14 protein-coding genes and 2 pseudogenes are annotated in these 16,392 nt (G+C 68.8%); 7 read left to right on the top strand and 9 right to left on the bottom strand.

From position 1 onward, the window contains the following. The first annotated feature begins 66 nt into the window (after positions 1-66). Genes ACIA8X_RS27845 through ACIA8X_RS27830 form a run of 4 tightly spaced genes read left to right on the top strand, consistent with a single transcriptional unit; the run spans position 67 to position 6,086 of the window. The gene (locus ACIA8X_RS27845) at positions 67-3,726 is read left to right on the top strand and encodes a DUF6531 domain-containing protein (protein ID WP_399459363.1); all 3,660 of its coding nucleotides are present in this window, start codon (positions 67-69) and stop codon (positions 3,724-3,726) included. Continuing rightward, positions 3,644-4,747 carry an RHS repeat domain-containing protein gene (locus ACIA8X_RS27840; protein WP_399459362.1) on the top strand — a complete coding sequence of 368 codons (1,104 nt, stop codon included), beginning with the start codon at positions 3,644-3,646 and terminating at the stop codon, positions 4,745-4,747. Before ACIA8X_RS27845 ends, ACIA8X_RS27840 begins: the two co-directional genes overlap by 83 nt. A gap of 6 nt (positions 4,748-4,753) precedes the next feature. Continuing rightward, on the top strand, positions 4,754-5,248 hold the full coding sequence (locus ACIA8X_RS27835) for a hypothetical protein (protein WP_393462886.1): 495 nt from the start codon (positions 4,754-4,756) through the stop codon (positions 5,246-5,248). Positions 5,249-5,261: 13 nt separating this feature from the next. After that, entirely contained in the window at positions 5,262-6,086 is an 825-nt protein-coding gene (locus ACIA8X_RS27830) for a nitroreductase/quinone reductase family protein (RefSeq protein ID WP_399459399.1), read from the top strand. An 18-nt stretch (positions 6,087-6,104) separates the two neighbouring features. Here the strand turns inward: ACIA8X_RS27830 and ACIA8X_RS27825 are convergent. From ACIA8X_RS27825 to ACIA8X_RS27795, 7 genes and pseudogenes are all read right to left on the bottom strand, one after another. Beyond that, positions 6,105-6,332: pseudogene (locus ACIA8X_RS27825) on the bottom strand (protein kinase); the annotation flags it as partial. Between the two features lie 252 nt (positions 6,333-6,584). Further along, on the bottom strand, positions 6,585-7,067 hold the full coding sequence (locus ACIA8X_RS27820; protein ID WP_393453051.1) for a hypothetical protein: 483 nt from the start codon (positions 7,065-7,067) through the stop codon (positions 6,585-6,587). Positions 7,068-7,145: 78 nt separating this feature from the next. Then, entirely contained in the window at positions 7,146-7,454 is a 309-nt protein-coding gene (locus ACIA8X_RS27815; protein WP_393453048.1) for a DUF805 domain-containing protein, read from the bottom strand. 456 nt (positions 7,455-7,910) lie between these two features. Next, the gene (locus tag ACIA8X_RS27810) at positions 7,911-8,654 is read right to left on the bottom strand and encodes a hypothetical protein (RefSeq protein WP_393453045.1); all 744 of its coding nucleotides are present in this window, start codon (positions 8,652-8,654) and stop codon (positions 7,911-7,913) included. Beyond that, positions 8,651-9,610, bottom strand: a complete 960-nt coding sequence (locus ACIA8X_RS27805; protein WP_393453042.1) for an ATP-binding cassette domain-containing protein — start codon at positions 9,608-9,610, stop codon at positions 8,651-8,653. Before ACIA8X_RS27805 ends, ACIA8X_RS27810 begins: the two co-directional genes overlap by 4 nt. 19 nt (positions 9,611-9,629) lie before the next feature. Beyond that, positions 9,630-9,929 carry a hypothetical protein gene (locus tag ACIA8X_RS27800; RefSeq protein WP_393453039.1) on the bottom strand — a complete coding sequence of 100 codons (300 nt, stop codon included), beginning with the start codon at positions 9,927-9,929 and terminating at the stop codon, positions 9,630-9,632. Between the two features lie 154 nt (positions 9,930-10,083). Further along, the gene (locus tag ACIA8X_RS27795) at positions 10,084-10,527 is read right to left on the bottom strand and encodes a hypothetical protein (protein ID WP_393453036.1); all 444 of its coding nucleotides are present in this window, start codon (positions 10,525-10,527) and stop codon (positions 10,084-10,086) included. A gap of 416 nt (positions 10,528-10,943) precedes the next feature. On the opposite strand from ACIA8X_RS27795, the gene ACIA8X_RS27790 reads away from it, so the two are divergent. The 3 genes and pseudogenes from ACIA8X_RS27790 to ACIA8X_RS27780 all read left to right on the top strand — a co-directional run bounded on the left by ACIA8X_RS27790 (position 10,944) and on the right by ACIA8X_RS27780 (position 13,059). Next, entirely contained in the window at positions 10,944-11,663 is a 720-nt protein-coding gene (locus ACIA8X_RS27790; protein WP_393453033.1) for a BTAD domain-containing putative transcriptional regulator, read from the top strand. Positions 11,664-12,175: 512 nt separating this feature from the next. Next, positions 12,176-12,573 (top strand): annotated as a pseudogene (locus tag ACIA8X_RS27785) (nitroreductase/quinone reductase family protein). A gap of 165 nt (positions 12,574-12,738) precedes the next feature. Then, a complete protein-coding gene (locus ACIA8X_RS27780; RefSeq protein ID WP_393453030.1) occupies positions 12,739-13,059 on the top strand; it encodes a hypothetical protein in 321 nt (106 codons plus the stop codon). 93 nt (positions 13,060-13,152) lie between these two features. Here the strand turns inward: ACIA8X_RS27780 and ACIA8X_RS27775 are convergent, their stop codons facing one another. Both ACIA8X_RS27775 and ACIA8X_RS27770 read right to left on the bottom strand, forming a co-directional pair. After that, positions 13,153-14,616: an aldehyde dehydrogenase family protein gene (locus ACIA8X_RS27775; RefSeq protein WP_399459361.1), complete on the bottom strand. Its 1,464-nt coding sequence runs from the start codon at positions 14,614-14,616 to the stop codon at positions 13,153-13,155. Next, positions 14,613-16,343 (bottom strand): amidohydrolase family protein, encoded by a 1,731-nt coding sequence (locus ACIA8X_RS27770; RefSeq protein WP_399459360.1) that lies wholly within the window; start codon positions 16,341-16,343, stop codon positions 14,613-14,615. Before ACIA8X_RS27770 ends, ACIA8X_RS27775 begins: the two co-directional genes overlap by 4 nt. Positions 16,344-16,392: the final 49 nt, after the last annotated feature.

Raw genomic sequence — 16,392 nt, 5'->3', positions numbered from 1 at the left:
GCTAGTCTGTTCGCCACGTTCGCAAGCATGTCTCAACGGGGTGTTGTTTCAAGGGGGTTACGGGGGATGGGCTACGTTCTGCCGGAATGGGTGGACAGCGTTCTCGAGTTCATCGGAATCAGCTTTCCGAACGTGAACGAGGACGACTACCGTGAGATGGCCGATGCCATGCGGGAGTTCGCCGACACACTGGAGCGGCACAGCGAGGGCGCCCAGGGCGCGGTGAGCCGGGTCCTCTCCTCCAGTGAGGGCGAAGCGGTCGAGGCACTGCAGGCGCACTGGAACACGGTCAAGTCCTCCCACCTGGACCAGGTGCCCGAGGTCGTCCGGCTGTTCGCCGAGGCCTGTGACGTGATCGCCGACATCATTGAGGGTCTCAAGCGCAAGGCCGAGATCGAGCTGGGCGTCATGGCCGCCTCGATCGGTGTCTCCCTCAGCCTCGCCGTCGTCACCGGTGGCCTGTCCGCGCTGATAGGTGCCGCGCAGGTCACGGCGATGCGCGAGCTGATACGACGGCTCATCAAGGAGGCCGCGGACCAGATCGTCGAAGAATTGCTGGCGCGGGTGACCGAGCCGATCACGGGCAAGCTCGAACGGCTGGTCGAGGACGCCGTCTTCGACCTGGCCGAGGGCGCGCTGAGCGTGCCGCAAGGTGGCAGCAGCGATGGCGGGACGGGAATGCGCCTGAACTCCGCCGGTGGCGGCGGCCGCGGTGTCCGTATCGACCACGACGAGTACGAGGCGGGCGCAGAGCTGCTGTCCAGGCACGGCCAGGACATGCAGTCGAACTCGCTGGGCTCCCTCAACCGCGCGAAGGGCGCTTTCGGCCGTACACGCGGCCGCGATCCGTTCACCCAGGCCTTCGACTCCGTCCTGGACGGTGCGCTGAACGGCACGGAGAAGGCCCTGAAGAAGGTCGGCAAGCATTTGGCCGACAGTGTGCCGGGCAACATCCGCAAGACCTCGCGCAACCACCGCAGCAACGAGCAGTCCGTGCTCGACAGCCTGAACAGCCTCCGCAAGGGCGACAGCGACGGCCGGGGCTCCCCCAGGGGCGGCCCCGGCACGTCCCTCAACTCCACGGGCAATCCGGGCCGACCCGGCCGGAACGACCCGTCCCTGTCAGGCCCCAGTAGGGGCGGTCAGTCGTCAGGCGGCAACATCGGCTGTCAGACCGCCGGCGACCCGGTCGACGTCGTCTCCGGCCAGATGATCACGTCGGCCGTCGACCTCCAGTTGCCCGGCCTCCTCCCTCTGGTGCTGCGTCGCGCCTACGCCTCCGGCTACCCCGGTGGCCGCCTGCACGGTCCCGGATGGTCCTCCAGCCTCGACCAGCGCCTGGAGATCGACGCCACCGGTATCCACTACGCCGGGGACGACGCGCAGGTCCTGCACTACCCCCTGCCCGCACAACCCGGGCAGCAGGTCCTCCCACTGCACGGGGCACGCTGGCCGCTCACCTGGGACCAGGAGGGCGACACCGTACGCATCGACGATCCCGACCGCGGCTGGACACGTCACTTCGTGAGCGCGGGCACCGCCGCGGGCCTGACCCACGGCATACGCCCGCTGACCGAGCTGTCGGACCGCAACGGCCACCGCATCACCTTCGTCCGCGACGACGCCGGCACACCCACCGAGGTACGGCACAGTGGCGGTTACCGCATCGCGGTCGACACGATCGTCACCGCGGCCGGGCCGCGCATCGAGGGCATGCGTCTGCTGGACGGATCGGCGTTCGGACAGGGCACCCAGATCGTCGGCTACGGCTACTACCCCGACGGCCGGCTGGCCGAGATCGTCAACTCGTCGGGGCTGCCGTACGTCTACGAGTACGACGACGCAGGCCGCATCACCACTTGGATCGACCGAAACGGCCAGACCTACACCTACGTCTACGACGAGACGGGCCGAGTGACCCGCGGCGTCGGCGAGGACGGGCACCTGTCCTCCGCCTTCCACTACGACACCGGCCGACGGGTCACCACGGTCACCGACAGCCTCGGACACGCCACCGAATACCACTACGACGACCAGGACCGTGTGTCCAAGACCGTCGACCCGCTCGGACACACCGCGCTCACCGAGCACGACGCCCTCGGCCGGCTGATCGCCCGCACCGACGAGATCGGCCGCACCACACGGTTCGACCTCAATGAGCACGGCGACCCCGTCCGGATCACCGAGCCCGACGGCGGCACCGTCCAACTCGAATACACCGAGCTGCGCCAACTGGCCTCCGCCCACCGCGGCGACACCCGCATCGCCGCGTTCACCTACGACCCGAGCGGCAACCTGCTCACCACCACCGACGCGGTCGGCGCCCAGACCGTCCGCCGGTACGACGCACAAGGCCGCCTCGTATCGGTCACCGACGCCCTCGGGAACTCCCGGCAGATCGAAACCAACCCTGCCGGGCTGATCACCGCCGTCACCGACTCACTCGGCCACACCGCCCGTGTCACTTACGACGCCTTCGGCCGCGTCATCGCCTTCACAGACCCCCTGGGCGCCACCACCCGCCTCACCCGCCGGACCGAGGGCGAGATCACCGAACGCATCCATCCCGACGGCACCCGCGAGACCTGGACCTACGATCCCGAAGGCAACGTCATCACCCAGAGCGACCAGGCAGGAGCGCTCACCCGGTTCAAGACCGGCCCGTTCGGACAACTGGCCGCACGCACCCTCCCCGACGGAGAGGAGCAGAGCTTCGAGTACGACACCGAACTGCGGCTCCTCGCGGTCACCACCAACGGCGCGACCTGGCGGTACCAATACGACGCGGCGGGCCACCTGGTCGGCGAGACCGACTTGGCCGGCCGGGACCTGTCCTACCGGGTGGACGGCGCCGACCAGCTGCTACAGTCCACCGACGCGGCCGGCCGCACCACCAGCTTCACCTACGACGCCCTCGGCCAGCTCGTGGAGCGCCGCAACCACGACGGCTCCACCACCACGCTCACCTACGACGACCGTGGCTGCCTGACCCGCATCGCGAGCCACGGCAGCGCCGTGGAGTACACACACGACGCCATGGGCCGCGTACTGAGCGAAACCGTCGACGGGCGCACCACCACCTACACCCATGACCTCCTCGGCCGCCGCACCAGCCGCACCACCCCCACCGGAATCGTCTCCAACTGGAGCTACGACGCCAACAACCAACTGACCGGCGTGCACAACACCATCGGCGCGCTCGGCTTCGCCTACGACGCCGCCGGCCGGGAGATCACGCGCAACCTCGGCGGCGGCGCCGCGCTGGCCCAGACCTGGGACGCCTGCAACCGCCTCACCGGCCAGTCCATCTGGGCCCACGACGGTACGCCGGGAGCCGACTTCACCGGCGTTCAGGAGCGCACCTACGGCTACCGCCCCGACGGCATGCCCACCGTCATCACGGACCGGCTCCGCGGCCGCCGCACCTTCGACCTGACCCCGTCGGGCCGCATCACCCGTGTGGCCGCCCCGTCATGGAGCGAGACCTACGCCTACGACCCCCTCGGCAACATCACCCACGCCCAGAACACCCGCCAACCCGACAGCGACACCGCGGGAGCGCACCTACACCGGCTCCCTGCTGCGCACCGCGGGCCGCACCAGCTACGAGCACGACGACCGGGGACGCCTCACCCGCAGACTGGTGCGCACGCTCTCCGGACAGCGCCGCGAGTGGCGCTACTCCTGGAACGCCGAGGACCAACTGGTCCGGATCGACACCCCTGACCACGGCACCTGGGCCTATGACTACGACCCGGTCGGCCGCCGCACGGCCAAACGCCGACTCGCACAGCGGGACGGCCAGGACGTCACCGTCGAGGAAGTCCGCTTCTCCTGGGACGGCGTGCAACTGGTCGAGCAAACCAGCACCGTCACCGACGGCACCCACCGCACCCTCGCCTGGGACTGGCAACCGGGGACCTGGACCCCCCTGTCCCAGACCGAGCGCGCCCGACATCCCGGCGACAGACCTGACCAGGTCACCGTCGACCAGCGCTTCTTCGCCATCGTCACCGACCTGACCGACACGCCCAGCGAACTGGTCACTCCCGACGGCCGGATCGTCTGGTCCGCCGACACCGACTTGTGGGGCAGCCGCCTCTCACCGCGCTCCGGCGACGAGCGCGCCTGCCCGCTCGGACGCCCGGGCCAGTACCACGACGACGAGACCGGGCTCGAGTACAACTACTTCCGCTACTACGACCCCGCCACCGGCCGCTACCTGAGCACCGACCCCCTCGGCCTGAAAGCGGGCCCCAATCCGCATGCCTACGTACCCAACCCGCTGTACTGGATCGACCCCCTCGGACTGTCCAAACAGCCCTCCGGCATGGGCGGTTGGTACAACAAGCTGCTGCCGGCGAACTGGACCGACGGCAGCAACAACACCCGCTACGAGGTCAACCACGTACCGGCCAAGGCCACCTACCTGAGCCTCGGGCTGCCCACCGACCTGAAGGAATCCACCGGTCCCGCGATCCGGATGGAGTACGACGACCACCGCGACTTCATCAGTACCGGGTCCGGGAAGGCCAGCGAGCTGTGGAGAGCCAAGCAGCGGGCCCTTATCCTCCAGGGCAAGTTCGACGAAGCCATGAAGATGGACATCGACGAGATCCGCAGAAAGCACGGTACGAAGTACGACGCGGCTATCAAAGAAATGGCCGACTCCCTACCGAACAACAGAAAGTTCCAGAAGTACCTGGCCGACAACGGCTGGAAGATCCGAAGCTGCCTCCTACAATGAGCGGCCATGGAGATCGAACTGGACCCGCCGAACGGCATCACCGGCTTCCCTCTCGGCATGTCTGCGGAAGCCCTCAAGACGGCGGCAGCGGAACTGGGCAGGATCAAGGTGAGCGACGAGGGATCCGCCGACGAGTTCCACCACATGAAAGTGCTCGCCGTCCATCCGCAGTTCGAGATCGTCTTCCACCTTGAGGACGGCAAGACCCTCACCGCAGCCGAGGTGTGGATTCCCCGTCCCGGCCCCGAGGAGATCACGGTCCGTTACCGCGGCACAGACGTCTTCCGTACGCCTGCTCTCCAACTCATCGCGCAACTCGAGCAGACGGGCGTGAACGTTCTGCATGATGAGCCCGGCTACTGGACCGTGCCACGGCTGTCCCTCGGCTTCACCCGCGTCGCCGGACACGAGGTTCCCCTGGACAGCGACGGCGAGCCACTGCACTTCCAGGCAGTCCTCACCGGTCCGGCCGACTACTACGACTACAAGCTCACGAACTGACCCCCAACAGACGATCTCCCGCCTCGCCGACCTCAGATTCCGCGCCGCCACCACCTTCCAGCGCCGCGTCGGCAATCCGATCCTCCGCCGCCTCCCCCTCCAGACCGTCCTGGAGACCACGGGCCGCATCTCCGGCCTGCCCCGGCAGACACCCGTGGGCGGCCGCCGGGTCGGTGACCCGTTCTGGCTGGTCTCGGAGTTCGGTGAGAAGTCGCAGTACGTCCGCAACATCAAGGCCGATCCGCGGGTGCGCGTGCGGGGGCGGTGGCACCCCGGCACGGCCCATCTGCTGCCGGACGACGAGGTGTCGCTGGCCGACTGGGACAGCATGCTGGTGGCGTCGGTGCGCGAGAACGGCCGCGACTGGATCCCGGCGATGGGCAACAGCGACGCCCACCGCAGCCCCGACCCGGTCGGCTCACCGCAGACCGTCGTCCTCGCCGACGACCTCACGCGCGAGGCGATCCAGGAGGGCATCCGGGCGGGCCGCTCGTACATCGCCGAGTCCAAGAACGTCTCCCTCACCTTCACGGCCTCGGGCGGCCGGGGCCGACAGGCGGGCATCGGCGGCCGGTTGGAGGTCGACCGGGACACCCCGGTGACGGTCCGCCTGGAAGCCACCGGTGCGCCCCGCTGCACCGTCCGCTTCGTCACCGACCAGGGCGTCCTGTTCACCAGCGCGCCGCTGCCGGTGTCGGGCTCGGGCGTCGTGGAGTGGCGTACGACGCCCTCGTACGCGGCGTACGTACGGGCGGAGTTGCGGCACGAGGCGGCGGTGGGGCCGTTGCCGGGGGCGCTGGCGGCATTCACGAACCCGATCTTCCTGGGGCGCCCTTAGGGACCTCGTTGTTCGGATTCAGCTCAGGGCCTTACCCACCTCGTAGATGGTGGGCCGATCCTCGGGAGCATGGCTGAGCATCGCGTCGCTCAACTCGCCCAGCTCACAAGGTGCATTCACCGGCCGACGCCGACCGTTCGCCACGGCCTCTCTCTGCACCGAGCGGGGAGCGTCGTCCGGGTACGCCATCGCCCGCCAGCCGGTTGCGGAGATGAGCAGGGAGGCGCCGAGCGCGTAGATGTCGGCCGCCGAAGAGATGAGCACGATTGCGAAGACGTTCCGCAGCCGTGATCGCAGCGTCGACTGAATCGCTCAGTACCTGGACACGGACCTGTGGCAGATCGGGATGCACCTCAGCCTTCCCCTCCGCCCGTCCAGTCATGAGGGAGGAGCTGATGTGAGGTGCCCTGGCGCTGACCCTGCCCGCGCGGAAAGTGAACCCGAGACTCTTGGTGTCCAGTCCAAGGGAAGCTTCAGCCTCCTTCACCCCCTGCGGAGCTACTTCGTACTGAACTTCAGTACGGCGCCATCCTTGTTGACCGCGGTGGCGTCGACGGTGGTCTCCTTGCCGCCCGATGTGGAGAACGTGGCTTCCCCGCCGTCGCCGAAGCTCAGATAGCCCAGGAATTCCGAGGACTCGAAGCGCATGAGGGTGATCGTGGAGTACTCCACGATCACGTGCAGATATCCGTCGCCGATCACGACGTCCACCGGCTCGGTGACAAGGATTTCGCAGTTCCCGTCCTGGCAGGCTCCGGTGTCCTTGCCGTTCTCGGCCTTGGGTAGCGGGCCGGTCGGGGATGAGCTCGGGGACGCGGGCTCAGCAGGCTTGGAGGCGCTGGGTGACGGCTTGGAGGGTTTGGAGACGCTGGGTGACGGCTTGGCCTCGGATGTGTCCGTGCCCTTGTCCGACGAACAACCGCCGACGGCCAGTACGCCCACGACCACCACCGCCGCGACGCGCTTCACTCGTGCAGGCATGTCCATCCCCTCACCTCTCACCACTCCACCTTTGTGCCCGGCGGGCAGCCGTACTCGTTGGTCTTCGGGCCGCTGCGTTCACAGAGGAACCCGAACAGCCCGATGAGCCCGATGAGCCCGATCAACGGGGTCCAGGACCAGAACCACGACCAGTCCGCTCCGGCCGGTGTCGTGCATCCCGCATACGAAGACGTCCAGCGTCGGCACGATCACGAGCACCCACACGAGGGCGCCGACCAGGACCTCCCCGGCGATGGTCGGGGCCAAGCCGGCGAGGTAGCAGACGATGCTGAAGAGGCTGAACCACCAGTACTCGGCCCGGAAAGCCCGGCCCTCCCTGGAGAAGGTCTGCGTCAGGCCGCGCTTGACCGCCTCCGAGAAGCTCACCGGCGCCCACCTCCGTCGTCGACCTCGACGAGCACGGTAGGCCCTCCCTCCCGGGACCCCTCCCGTTGGCCGTGCCGATGTTGACCCGGTAGACGATCTTCCCGTCAGTGAGGGCAGCAGGGTGCGGTGCTCGACGAGCGCGGCCACCGGTTCGCCGAGTTGTTCCAGACACTGGGCGTCGTTGTAGCGGAAGCCCAGGGACTACGGGGTCTGCACCGGACTGCGTCAGTCCCTCCCCGCAGCCACGATCTCGCCGGGGCCCGGCGAAACGCCCCGCCCTGCCCGAGAGGGCGGGGCGGGGCTGGGAGAAGGGCGGCTCCGCGTGCACGGGGGAATTGCAGAGCCGCCGGCTGCCGATGACCAGTCAGCGCCTCATCTCCTCACCGGGAAGGGCAAGCCTCTTGCTGGGGGGAGCATCGGCTCCTTCCCGGAGTTCAGGTGTGCTGGGTCGAGACGCTACGGCTCCCGACGCTCCTGCACCTTGATCGCAGTCGCCAGCAGCGCCGCCGTCACAGCCGCCACATAGACACAGGCCAGATAGGGCCCGCCGGGGAAGGAGACACCGCCGGACTGCCCCTGAAAGTCGCTCAGCGCCAGGAACGGCAGCCACGGGCCGATATCGATCCCCGCCAGCCAGTCACCCGTGGCCGACAGAGCCGGTTCGACGACCAGCGCCCAGACCAGCAGGGCGGTGATGGTCGCGCCACCGCTCTTCAGGAGGAGACCGATGGCCAGGCTCAGCACGGCCACGATGGCGAGCGCGACGGGAAGGGTGAGGAGTTGACGCCATTCGAGCCCGCTGGAGGGCACGACATCGGCGTCGGGCGCCACGACGGACGCGACGGCGACACCCCCCGCCCCCAGCAGGACTCCCATCAGCGCCGCGAGCACCGCGATCACCCCGGCCTTGCCCAGCAACAGCCGTGTCCAGGACGGCACGGCGAGACGGGATTGCCAGATCGTGCCCGTACGGAACTCCATCGTGGCGCTGCGGGACGCGAACACCATGATCAGGAACTGCGCGAAGGCGGGACCGACCAGGACCTCGGACAGACCGGGCTCCTCCCCTTCCAGGGGTGAGCGCACAGCGAGGCCGCTGAGGGTGAGCGACACGAGCGCGGTGATGCCCAGCAGCCACGGTGTGGAGTTGAGCGAACGAAGCTTGTACGCCTCGGATTTCAGCACGGCGGTGCTGGTCATACGGCCCTCTCTTCCGCCGGTCGCACCGAGCCCCGGTACTCCACCGAGCTGCCCGTGAGCTGGAGGTAGGCATCCTCGACGGTGCCGCGGCGCGGAGTCAGTTCGAACACCACGAGGCCGGCCCCGGCCACGGCCCTGCCGATGTCCTCGCAGCTCAGGCCGGTGACCAGCAGGGGCGGGGCGGACGGATCCGGTCCCGGCACGCCGTCGGCCACGGTGGCGCCCGCGTGGGTGAGCAGTTCGCGCAGACGGCCGGGTTCCGGACCGCGTACGAGTACTTCGCCCTGCGCGGAGGCGTCGACCGTGGTGAGTTCCGTGATGGAGCACTGCTTGATGAGTCGCCCGCGGCCGATCACCACGACCTCGTCGGCCAGTTGTGCCATCTCGGCGAGCAGGTGGCTGGATACGAGGACGCTGCGTCCTTCGGCCGCGAGTTGTCTGAGAAGCCCGCGCATCCACGCGATGCCCTCAGGATCAAGGCCGTTCGCGGGCTCGTCCAGAATCAGTATTCCCGGGTCCCCCAGCAACGCACCTGCCAGGCCCAGCCGTTGGGCCATGCCGAGAGAGAAACCTCCGACCCGCTGGTCCGCAACTTCGATGAGCCCGACGCGGGACAGAACCTCGTCCACACGGCCGACGGGGATCCGATTGCTGTGGGCGAGCCACGTCAGGTGCCCCCGTGCACTGCGCTTGGGGTGCGCCCATCGCGCGTCCAGCAACGCGCCCACGACGCGCAACGGTTCGGCGTGCTCGTGATATCTGCGCCCCTGGATACGGGCCGTACCGCTGTCCGGTCTGGTCAGGCCGAGCGTCATGCGCAGGGTCGTGCTCTTGCCGGCACCGTTCGGTCCCAGAAATCCGGTGACGGATCCCGGGCGCACAGTGAACGACAGGCCGTCGACCACGCGCTTCTTCCCGTACGCCTTGGTCAGGTCAGCGATCTCGATCGTAGACATTCTTGACACCCCCGCCCCATCAGGCCGTGACAAGCTGGTGAACCACGGCGAATCCGCCGACCAGCAGCAGGACGACCACCCAGGCCGCCCTGCCGGGGGCGAGTCCGCGTCTCACCGCGCGCACGCACTCGACCACACCGATCAGCGCCGCCAGCAACCCTATGCCGCCGATCACCGCGCCCACGACATACGCCCAGGTGTGGTCGCCCAGAGTGCGCAGCAGCAGAGCGGCCAGGCCGAGCGGTATCACCGGCCAGGCATCGCCACTCACTGAGGCCGGAGCCTCGTTCGGCGTCACGGAGGGCCTTTCTTTACTCATGTCTTCCTTGAGTCGTCGAAGTGAAATGCGGCGGGAGGCGAGAGGAGAAGGGGGTGCGGTGTGCGGGCCTCGGAACGACAAGGTTCCGAGGCCCGCACACCGCTTCGCCACTGCCCGGGCCGCTCTGTGGCGGCTCGTTCAGACGGCCCGGATGTCAGAGACCGATGAAGTCCCGCACGGCCGAGTAGACCTCGTAGACCGTGGCGCCGACCTCGATCGCCTTGCGGACGAGCCACGGCACGTACTTCTCGTAAGCCTTCTTGAACGCGTCGTAGCCCGCCTTGGCCGCGTCCTTGAGCGCCTTCCAGGCGGTGGAGCCGAGGCCCTTGAGCTTGTTGATGAGCCAGGTCCACCGGCCCCGCTCCCCGGCCCGGTCGGTCTGGACGTCCGTCGAGGCCGTGGCGGCCTTGCCGGCGGTCGAAGCCGACGGCGTCAGCTTCACCTCGGCGGCCGAGGACACCGCACGGTGGGTGTCGACCGTCTGAACCTGGGCAACGCCGGCGGGTCGTGCCTGCGGCATCGCAGAGGCGGCCGGAGCACCCACGCCTATGAGCGCGCCGACGAGCACCGTGCTCGCGATGATGCGGTTCTTGTTCAAGGAATCCTCCGTGAATCAACTGCCAAGCCGCCGTGGCCGGTTGGCCGGCGGCTCGCACAGGTTCACGAGGCCCTCTCTTCGCGATCGCTTCGTCGCGACTCCCCGTTGCCTCAGGCATGTGGAGATCATGCCCCTCACGTGTCTCCGAAGTGTCTCCGATCCGCCCCTTCTACTGGTCAGCCAACCGGATCGCGCCAATGCACCACACTCATGGAATCTTTTTCGCGGCTCGCGTGAGCCTGTCGCGCCGAGTCGCAAGGCGCTTGCGATTCGTGATCAGCTCTTGTTATTGCTAAGGCACGTGATGCGCGTAGCTGACCACTTCGTCGCATCCGACGGGCGGGTCTTTCCGAGATATCGAACGACCAGCCCGTCCTTTCAGACAAACGGGGACAGGGGGACTTATGTCCAGATCGATGACCGGTGCCACGAGAGATCCTGGTTCCGTTCAACTCCGGTTGCTGGGCCATGACGGCGTCCACCTCGCCGATGACGAGTCCTACCGCCTGCCGCCGCAGACCGCGGAGCTCCTGGCCTACCTCGAACTGCGCGAAGGGCGAACCGCTCGCCGCCCCGCGATCATCAGGTCCCTGTGGCCGGACAAGGCGGAGCGCCTCGGGCGGCGCAATCTGAGCCGACTGCTGTGGCGGGTGAACCAGGCAGCACCCCGGGAGCTGGTGATCGCGGAGGGTGAGACCGTACGCATCTCGGATGCGCTCACCAGTGACTGGCAGCAGGCACACGGTGCTCTCGCGCGCCCGGAGTGGCCGCACACGCCATCCCTCACGATTGATCTTGAGCTGCTTCAGCTCCCTTTGTTGGTCGACCTGCATTCGCCTTGGGTCGAGGAACACCAAAGGACGTGGGATCAGCGCAGGTTCTATGCCCTGCGTGAAGCGGGCGAGATTCTGCTGTCGAGCGAGCGACCGCGGGAGGCTGTCGAGATCGCGGAACTCTTGGTCATGTGGGAACCGCTGGACGAACCCAGCCATCTTCTTCTCATACGTGCCCACATGAAGCTGGGCGCCGCCGGAAGGTCCGCGGAGTTGTACCAGGAATTCCGGCGCCGACTGCGGAAGGAGCTCGGAGTCGAGCCCACGTTCGAACTTGCCCATGCGTCAGCCCCGGCCGGATGATCACGGGCTGGCCGACAGGGCCCTGGACGTCTACGTAATGGGCGAATCAGTCGTCACGGAACCGGTCAAGGTCGGCTCTGCGCCACCCATGGTCTTCTGTCGGCCATGTGGGCCGAGCCCGGCAGGCCGCCCGCACTCATCTGAGTACAAGTGCTCATGTGCCTGATCTCGCATCCGCGTTGAGTGGAACCCACGCTTGACCAATCGCCGAATGCCCGGGTGCCGGGGGAGTGGTTTCCTGCGCTGGTCTCCACCGTGATCACGCTTCCGGTGGCTGTCTTCCTGTTCGGTGGTGCCGCGCTCGCCCCGATGGTCTGCGACAACTGCAATGGAGCGGAGGCCGACCGCGTCACCGACAGTTTCAACATCGCCATTGTGGTGTTCCTGGTGGGTCTCGCGGTCTCCCTGCCGATGATGCTGGCCAGTTGGGTGCCTGCCCTGGAGGCAACGGCACTTCCTGCTTCGCCGAGTTCTCGCGACGCTCGCACGCCGAGACAGGAGACTCACCCACCATGTCCCGCCTCGCCGACCTCAGATTCCGCGCCGCCACCACCTTCCAGCGCCGTGTCGGCAATCCGATCCTGCGCCGCCTCCCCCTCCAGACCGTCCTGGAGACCACGGGCCGCACCTCCGGCCTGCCCCGGCAGACACCCCCGTGGGCGGCCGCCGGGTCGGTGACGCGTTCTGGCTGGTCTCGGAGTTCGGCGAGAAGTCGCAGTACGTCCGCAACATCAAGGCCGATCCGCGGGTGCGGGTGCGCGTGCGGGGGCGCTGGCACAATGGCACGGCCCAGCTGCTGCCGGACGACGACCCGGTCGCCCGCCTGCGCGGCCTGCCCCGCCTCAACAGCGTCGGCGTCAGGGCCTTCGGGACGAACCTGCTGACGGTGCGCGTGGACCTGGAGGACTGACGGTCCGACGGGCCTGATCAGGGCCGCACGTCGGGACCCCTCCCACGGCCGGCCCGGTAGAACCGCCACATGGAACACACCACGAAGATGAAGGGGGGAGCGACCAGGCGCGCAGCCGCTCGCTCCCGCAAAGCAGCCATGGGCGCGGTCGCTCTCGCTGTGACCGTGACGGGTGTCGCAGCCCATTCGGCGGCGGCAGCGGACACCCGGGCCATCTCCTATCCCTCGCGCCTGAAGAAGTGCGCCGACCTCGACTGCAAGGTCCAGGTCAAGAAGGGCGAAGGGTTCAGGGCTCACCGCTTCTGGATCGAACGCGTCACCTTCCCGCAGATCAGCAAGAACAACATCCAGATCAAGGCCTACGGCGACGGCACGGAAATGGGCTGCGGAGGCACCCCGCCGCTGCACTGCACCATCAACGGCGTCGACTTCACGGTCAAGGACGTCCGCGGCAACACCGCCCGGACAGTCCGGATCCACCCGTAGACGACCACAGAGCGCAGGGTGCCGACGAGCGCTACCGCGCGAGCCGGCATCCTGCCTGTGCGCGGGCGCGAGCGAACGCCACCCCGACCACCGTCACCCCGGCCACACGATCGCCTGCACCTCGCTGTACGCGTGCAGCGCGTACGACCCGACGTCCCGCCCGACGCCGCTCTTCTTGAACCCCCCGAACGGCGCCTCCATGTTCCGTCCGACGGTGTTGATCCCGACCCCGCCGGCCCGCAGCCGCCGCGCGACCCGGAAGGCGCGGGCGACGTCGCCGGACCAGACGTAGTCGATCAGCCCGTAGTCGGTGTCGTTGGCGAGGGCGATTCCCTCTTCCTCCTCCTCGAAGGGGAGGACGGACACGACCGGCCCGAAGATCTCCTCCCGGGCGACCCGCATGTCGTTGGAGCAGTCCGCGAGAAGCGTCGGCGCGACGTAGAAACCCTGCTCGTACGGCGGCCGTTCGCCCCCGCACACCACCACCGCGCCCTCTTTCCGCCCCGTCTCCACGTACGACTCCACCCGGTCCCGGTGCTCCGCCGAGATCACCGGCCCGACGACGGTGGACGCCTCACGCGGGTCGCCGACCCTCAACCGGCCCGCATACGCGGCAAGTTGCTCGAGCAGCCGGTCGTACACGCCCCGCTGGGCCAGCACCCGCGTCGGCGCCGTACAGATCTGCCCGCTGTAGAAGGAGAACGTCGTCCCGATCCCGGCGACGGCCGACCCCAGGTCGGCGTCGTCGAAGACGAGCGCCGCGCCCTTCCCCCCGAGCTCCATCAGCTGGCGTTTCATGTCCCGCCCGCACACCTCGGCGATGCGCTGCCCGACGGCCGTGGACCCGGTGAAGCTCACCATGTCGACGTCCGGGGAGCCGACGGCCGCCTCACCGACCTCCACCGCCCGCCCGGAGACCACGTTCACCACACCCGCCGGCACCCCGGCCGCCTCCAGCGCCTCGGCCATCCGGTAGACGGACAGCGGATCCTGCGGGGCGGGCTTCACGACCACGGTGTTGCCCATGGCCAGCGCGGGGGCGATCTTGCCCGCCGGATTGGCCCAGGGGTTGTTGTACGAGGTGACGCAGGTGACGACCCCGACGGGCTGCCGCACGGCCAGCGCGCCCATGATCCCCGCCCGCCCCATCGGCCCAGCGTCATTGATCTGCGGCGGGATCGCCCACTCGGCGGGCTCCACGCGCGCGTACCGCCGGAACCGGGCCGCCCCGATGCCCACCTGCATGCCCCGGGCCGTCCCCATGGTCGCGCCGGTCTCGGCCTGGGCCAGTTCGGCGTACGGCGCGAGGTGGCCGTGGATGATGTCGGCCGCCCGCGCCAGCACGGCCGCCCGCTCCTCCGGCGCCGTACGCGACCACGGCCCGAAGGCCTCGCGGGCCGCGGCGCAGGCCGCGTGCACCTGATCCCGCGAGGCCTCCGGGGCCCACCCGACGGTCTCCTCGGAGGCCGGATCGACGACGGCGTAGTAGCCCCCGTCCGGCTCCTCCCATGAACCGTCGACGAACAACCGCTGCCGACCAGGGTCGTTGACGGTCACCTGGTGGCCACCGTCCTGGTGTCCCGCCCCGAGCGCAGCACACGCCCCGGCACGGCCCCGGTCACCACGTCGTCGCGGATCGCCTCGACCCCGTTGACCCACACGGCCCGCACCCCGATCGCCTTGGAGTCCAGCCGCGGACTGTCACCCGGCAGGTCGTGCACCAGGGTGGCCGTACCGGCGTCGATCCGCTCCGGGTCGAAGAGCACGAGGTCGGCGTGGAAGCCCTCCGCCACCCGCCCCCGCTCCCGTAGCCCGAAGAGCCGCGCGGGGTCGTCCGTCAGCATCTTGACGGCCTGCTCCAGGCTCGTGAGCCGGCGCCCGCGCAGGCAGTCGCCGAGGAACCGGGTGGTGTACGGCGCCCCGCACATCCGGTCCAGATGCGCCCCCGCGTCCGAGCCGCCCAGCATGACGTCCTCGTGCTGCCAGGCCTCGGCGCGCAGGGCCCAGGACGCGGGGTCGTTGTCGGTGGGCATGGGCCACAGGACCGTACGCAGATCGTCGGCGGCGCAGATCTCCACGATGCACTGGAAGGGTTCCTGCCCGCGCTCCTCGGCGATGTCCTCCACGACGCGCCCGCTCAGCCCGCGGTTCGCCTCGCTGTAGGTGTCGCCGATGACGTACCGCCCGAAGTTGGTCAGCCGCCGGAAGACGCCGGCCTCCTTGGACCCCGCGTGCCGCAGCAGCTCCGCCCGCACCTCCGGATCCCGCAGCCGGGCGATCCGCTCGGGCACGGGCAGCCCCAGGACCGGCCCCCACCCGGGAATCAGGTTCAGCGCGCAGAAGGTGCCCAGCGACATGTTCATCGGCGTCAGGATCGGCATGGTCAACGCCACGACCCGGCCCCCGGCCTTGCGCGCCCGCTCACTCGCCAGCAACTGCCGGGGCACCCGCTCGGGCACCGCCGAGTCGATGGTCAGCACGTTCCAGTTGAGCGGCCGCCCGGCAGCGGCGCTCATCTCGACGAACAGCTCGATCTCGGCATCACTGAACTGATCCAGACACCCCGCGACGATCGCCTCGATCTGCGCCCCCTCGTGCTCCCCGACCGCCTTGGACAGCGCGAGCAGCTCCGCGGCCTTGGCATGCCGGGAAGCAACGGGCTGCCCGTCCCCGTCGGAGTGGGTGGACGACTGGGTGGTGGAGAAGCCCCAGGCGCCGGCGTCCATGGCGTCGTGCAACAGCCGTACGATCTCGCCCAGTTGCTCATCACTGGGCTGCCCCCCGATCGCGTCCGCCCCCATCACGTACCGCCGCAGCGCACAGTGCCCCACCATGAACCCGGCGTTGACGGCGATCCGCCCCTCAAGGGCATCCAGATACTCACCGAAGGAGTTCCAGCTCCACGGAGCCCCCTCTTCGAGCGAGACCAAGGACATCCCCTCGACCTTGGACATCATGCGGCGCGTGTAGTCGGCGTCCTCGGGCCGGGCGGGATTGAGCGGCGCCAGCGTGAACCCGCAGTTCCCGCCGGCGACGGTCGTCACCCCGTGGTTGAGCGACGGGGTCGCGTACGGATCCCAGAAGAGCTGGGCGTCGTAGTGGGTGTGGGGGTCGACGAAGCCGGGGGCGAGGACGAGGCCGGTCGCGTCCTCGGTGGTCCGGGATCCCTCGGTGACCGTGCCGATGACGGCGATACGACCGTCTCGTATGCCGACGTCGGCGGTATGCGCGGGCGCTCCCGTGCCGTCGACAACAGTCGCCCCTTTGATGACGTGATCAAGCATTGGGGTTGCCTCCTTCAACTCCGGTCGGCCTGCCTACCTAGGGGCGCGG

This window comes from Streptomyces sp. NPDC051738, assembly GCF_044453205.1.
Classification (GTDB): domain Bacteria; phylum Actinomycetota; class Actinomycetes; order Streptomycetales; family Streptomycetaceae; genus Streptomyces.
This window is presented reverse-complemented; position numbering and strand designations above follow the sequence as displayed.

Bases quoted from the DNA above. Each gene is read 5' to 3' on its own strand.
- ACIA8X_RS27770 (WP_399459360.1), bottom strand. From the start codon at position 16,343: ATGCTTGATCACGTCATCAAAGGGGCGACTGTTGTCGACGGCACGGGA.
- ACIA8X_RS27790 (WP_393453033.1), top strand. From the start codon at position 10,944: ATGACCGGTGCCACGAGAGATCCTGGTTCCGTTCAACTCCGGTTGCTG.
- ACIA8X_RS27845 (WP_399459363.1), top strand. From the start codon at position 67: ATGGGCTACGTTCTGCCGGAATGGGTGGACAGCGTTCTCGAGTTCATC.
- ACIA8X_RS27835 (WP_393462886.1), top strand. From the start codon at position 4,754: ATGGAGATCGAACTGGACCCGCCGAACGGCATCACCGGCTTCCCTCTC.
- ACIA8X_RS27820 (WP_393453051.1), bottom strand. From the start codon at position 7,067: ATGCCTGCACGAGTGAAGCGCGTCGCGGCGGTGGTGGTCGTGGGCGTA.
- ACIA8X_RS27810 (WP_393453045.1), bottom strand. From the start codon at position 8,654: ATGACCAGCACCGCCGTGCTGAAATCCGAGGCGTACAAGCTTCGTTCG.
- ACIA8X_RS27805 (WP_393453042.1), bottom strand. From the start codon at position 9,610: ATGTCTACGATCGAGATCGCTGACCTGACCAAGGCGTACGGGAAGAAG.
- ACIA8X_RS27800 (WP_393453039.1), bottom strand. From the start codon at position 9,929: ATGAGTAAAGAAAGGCCCTCCGTGACGCCGAACGAGGCTCCGGCCTCA.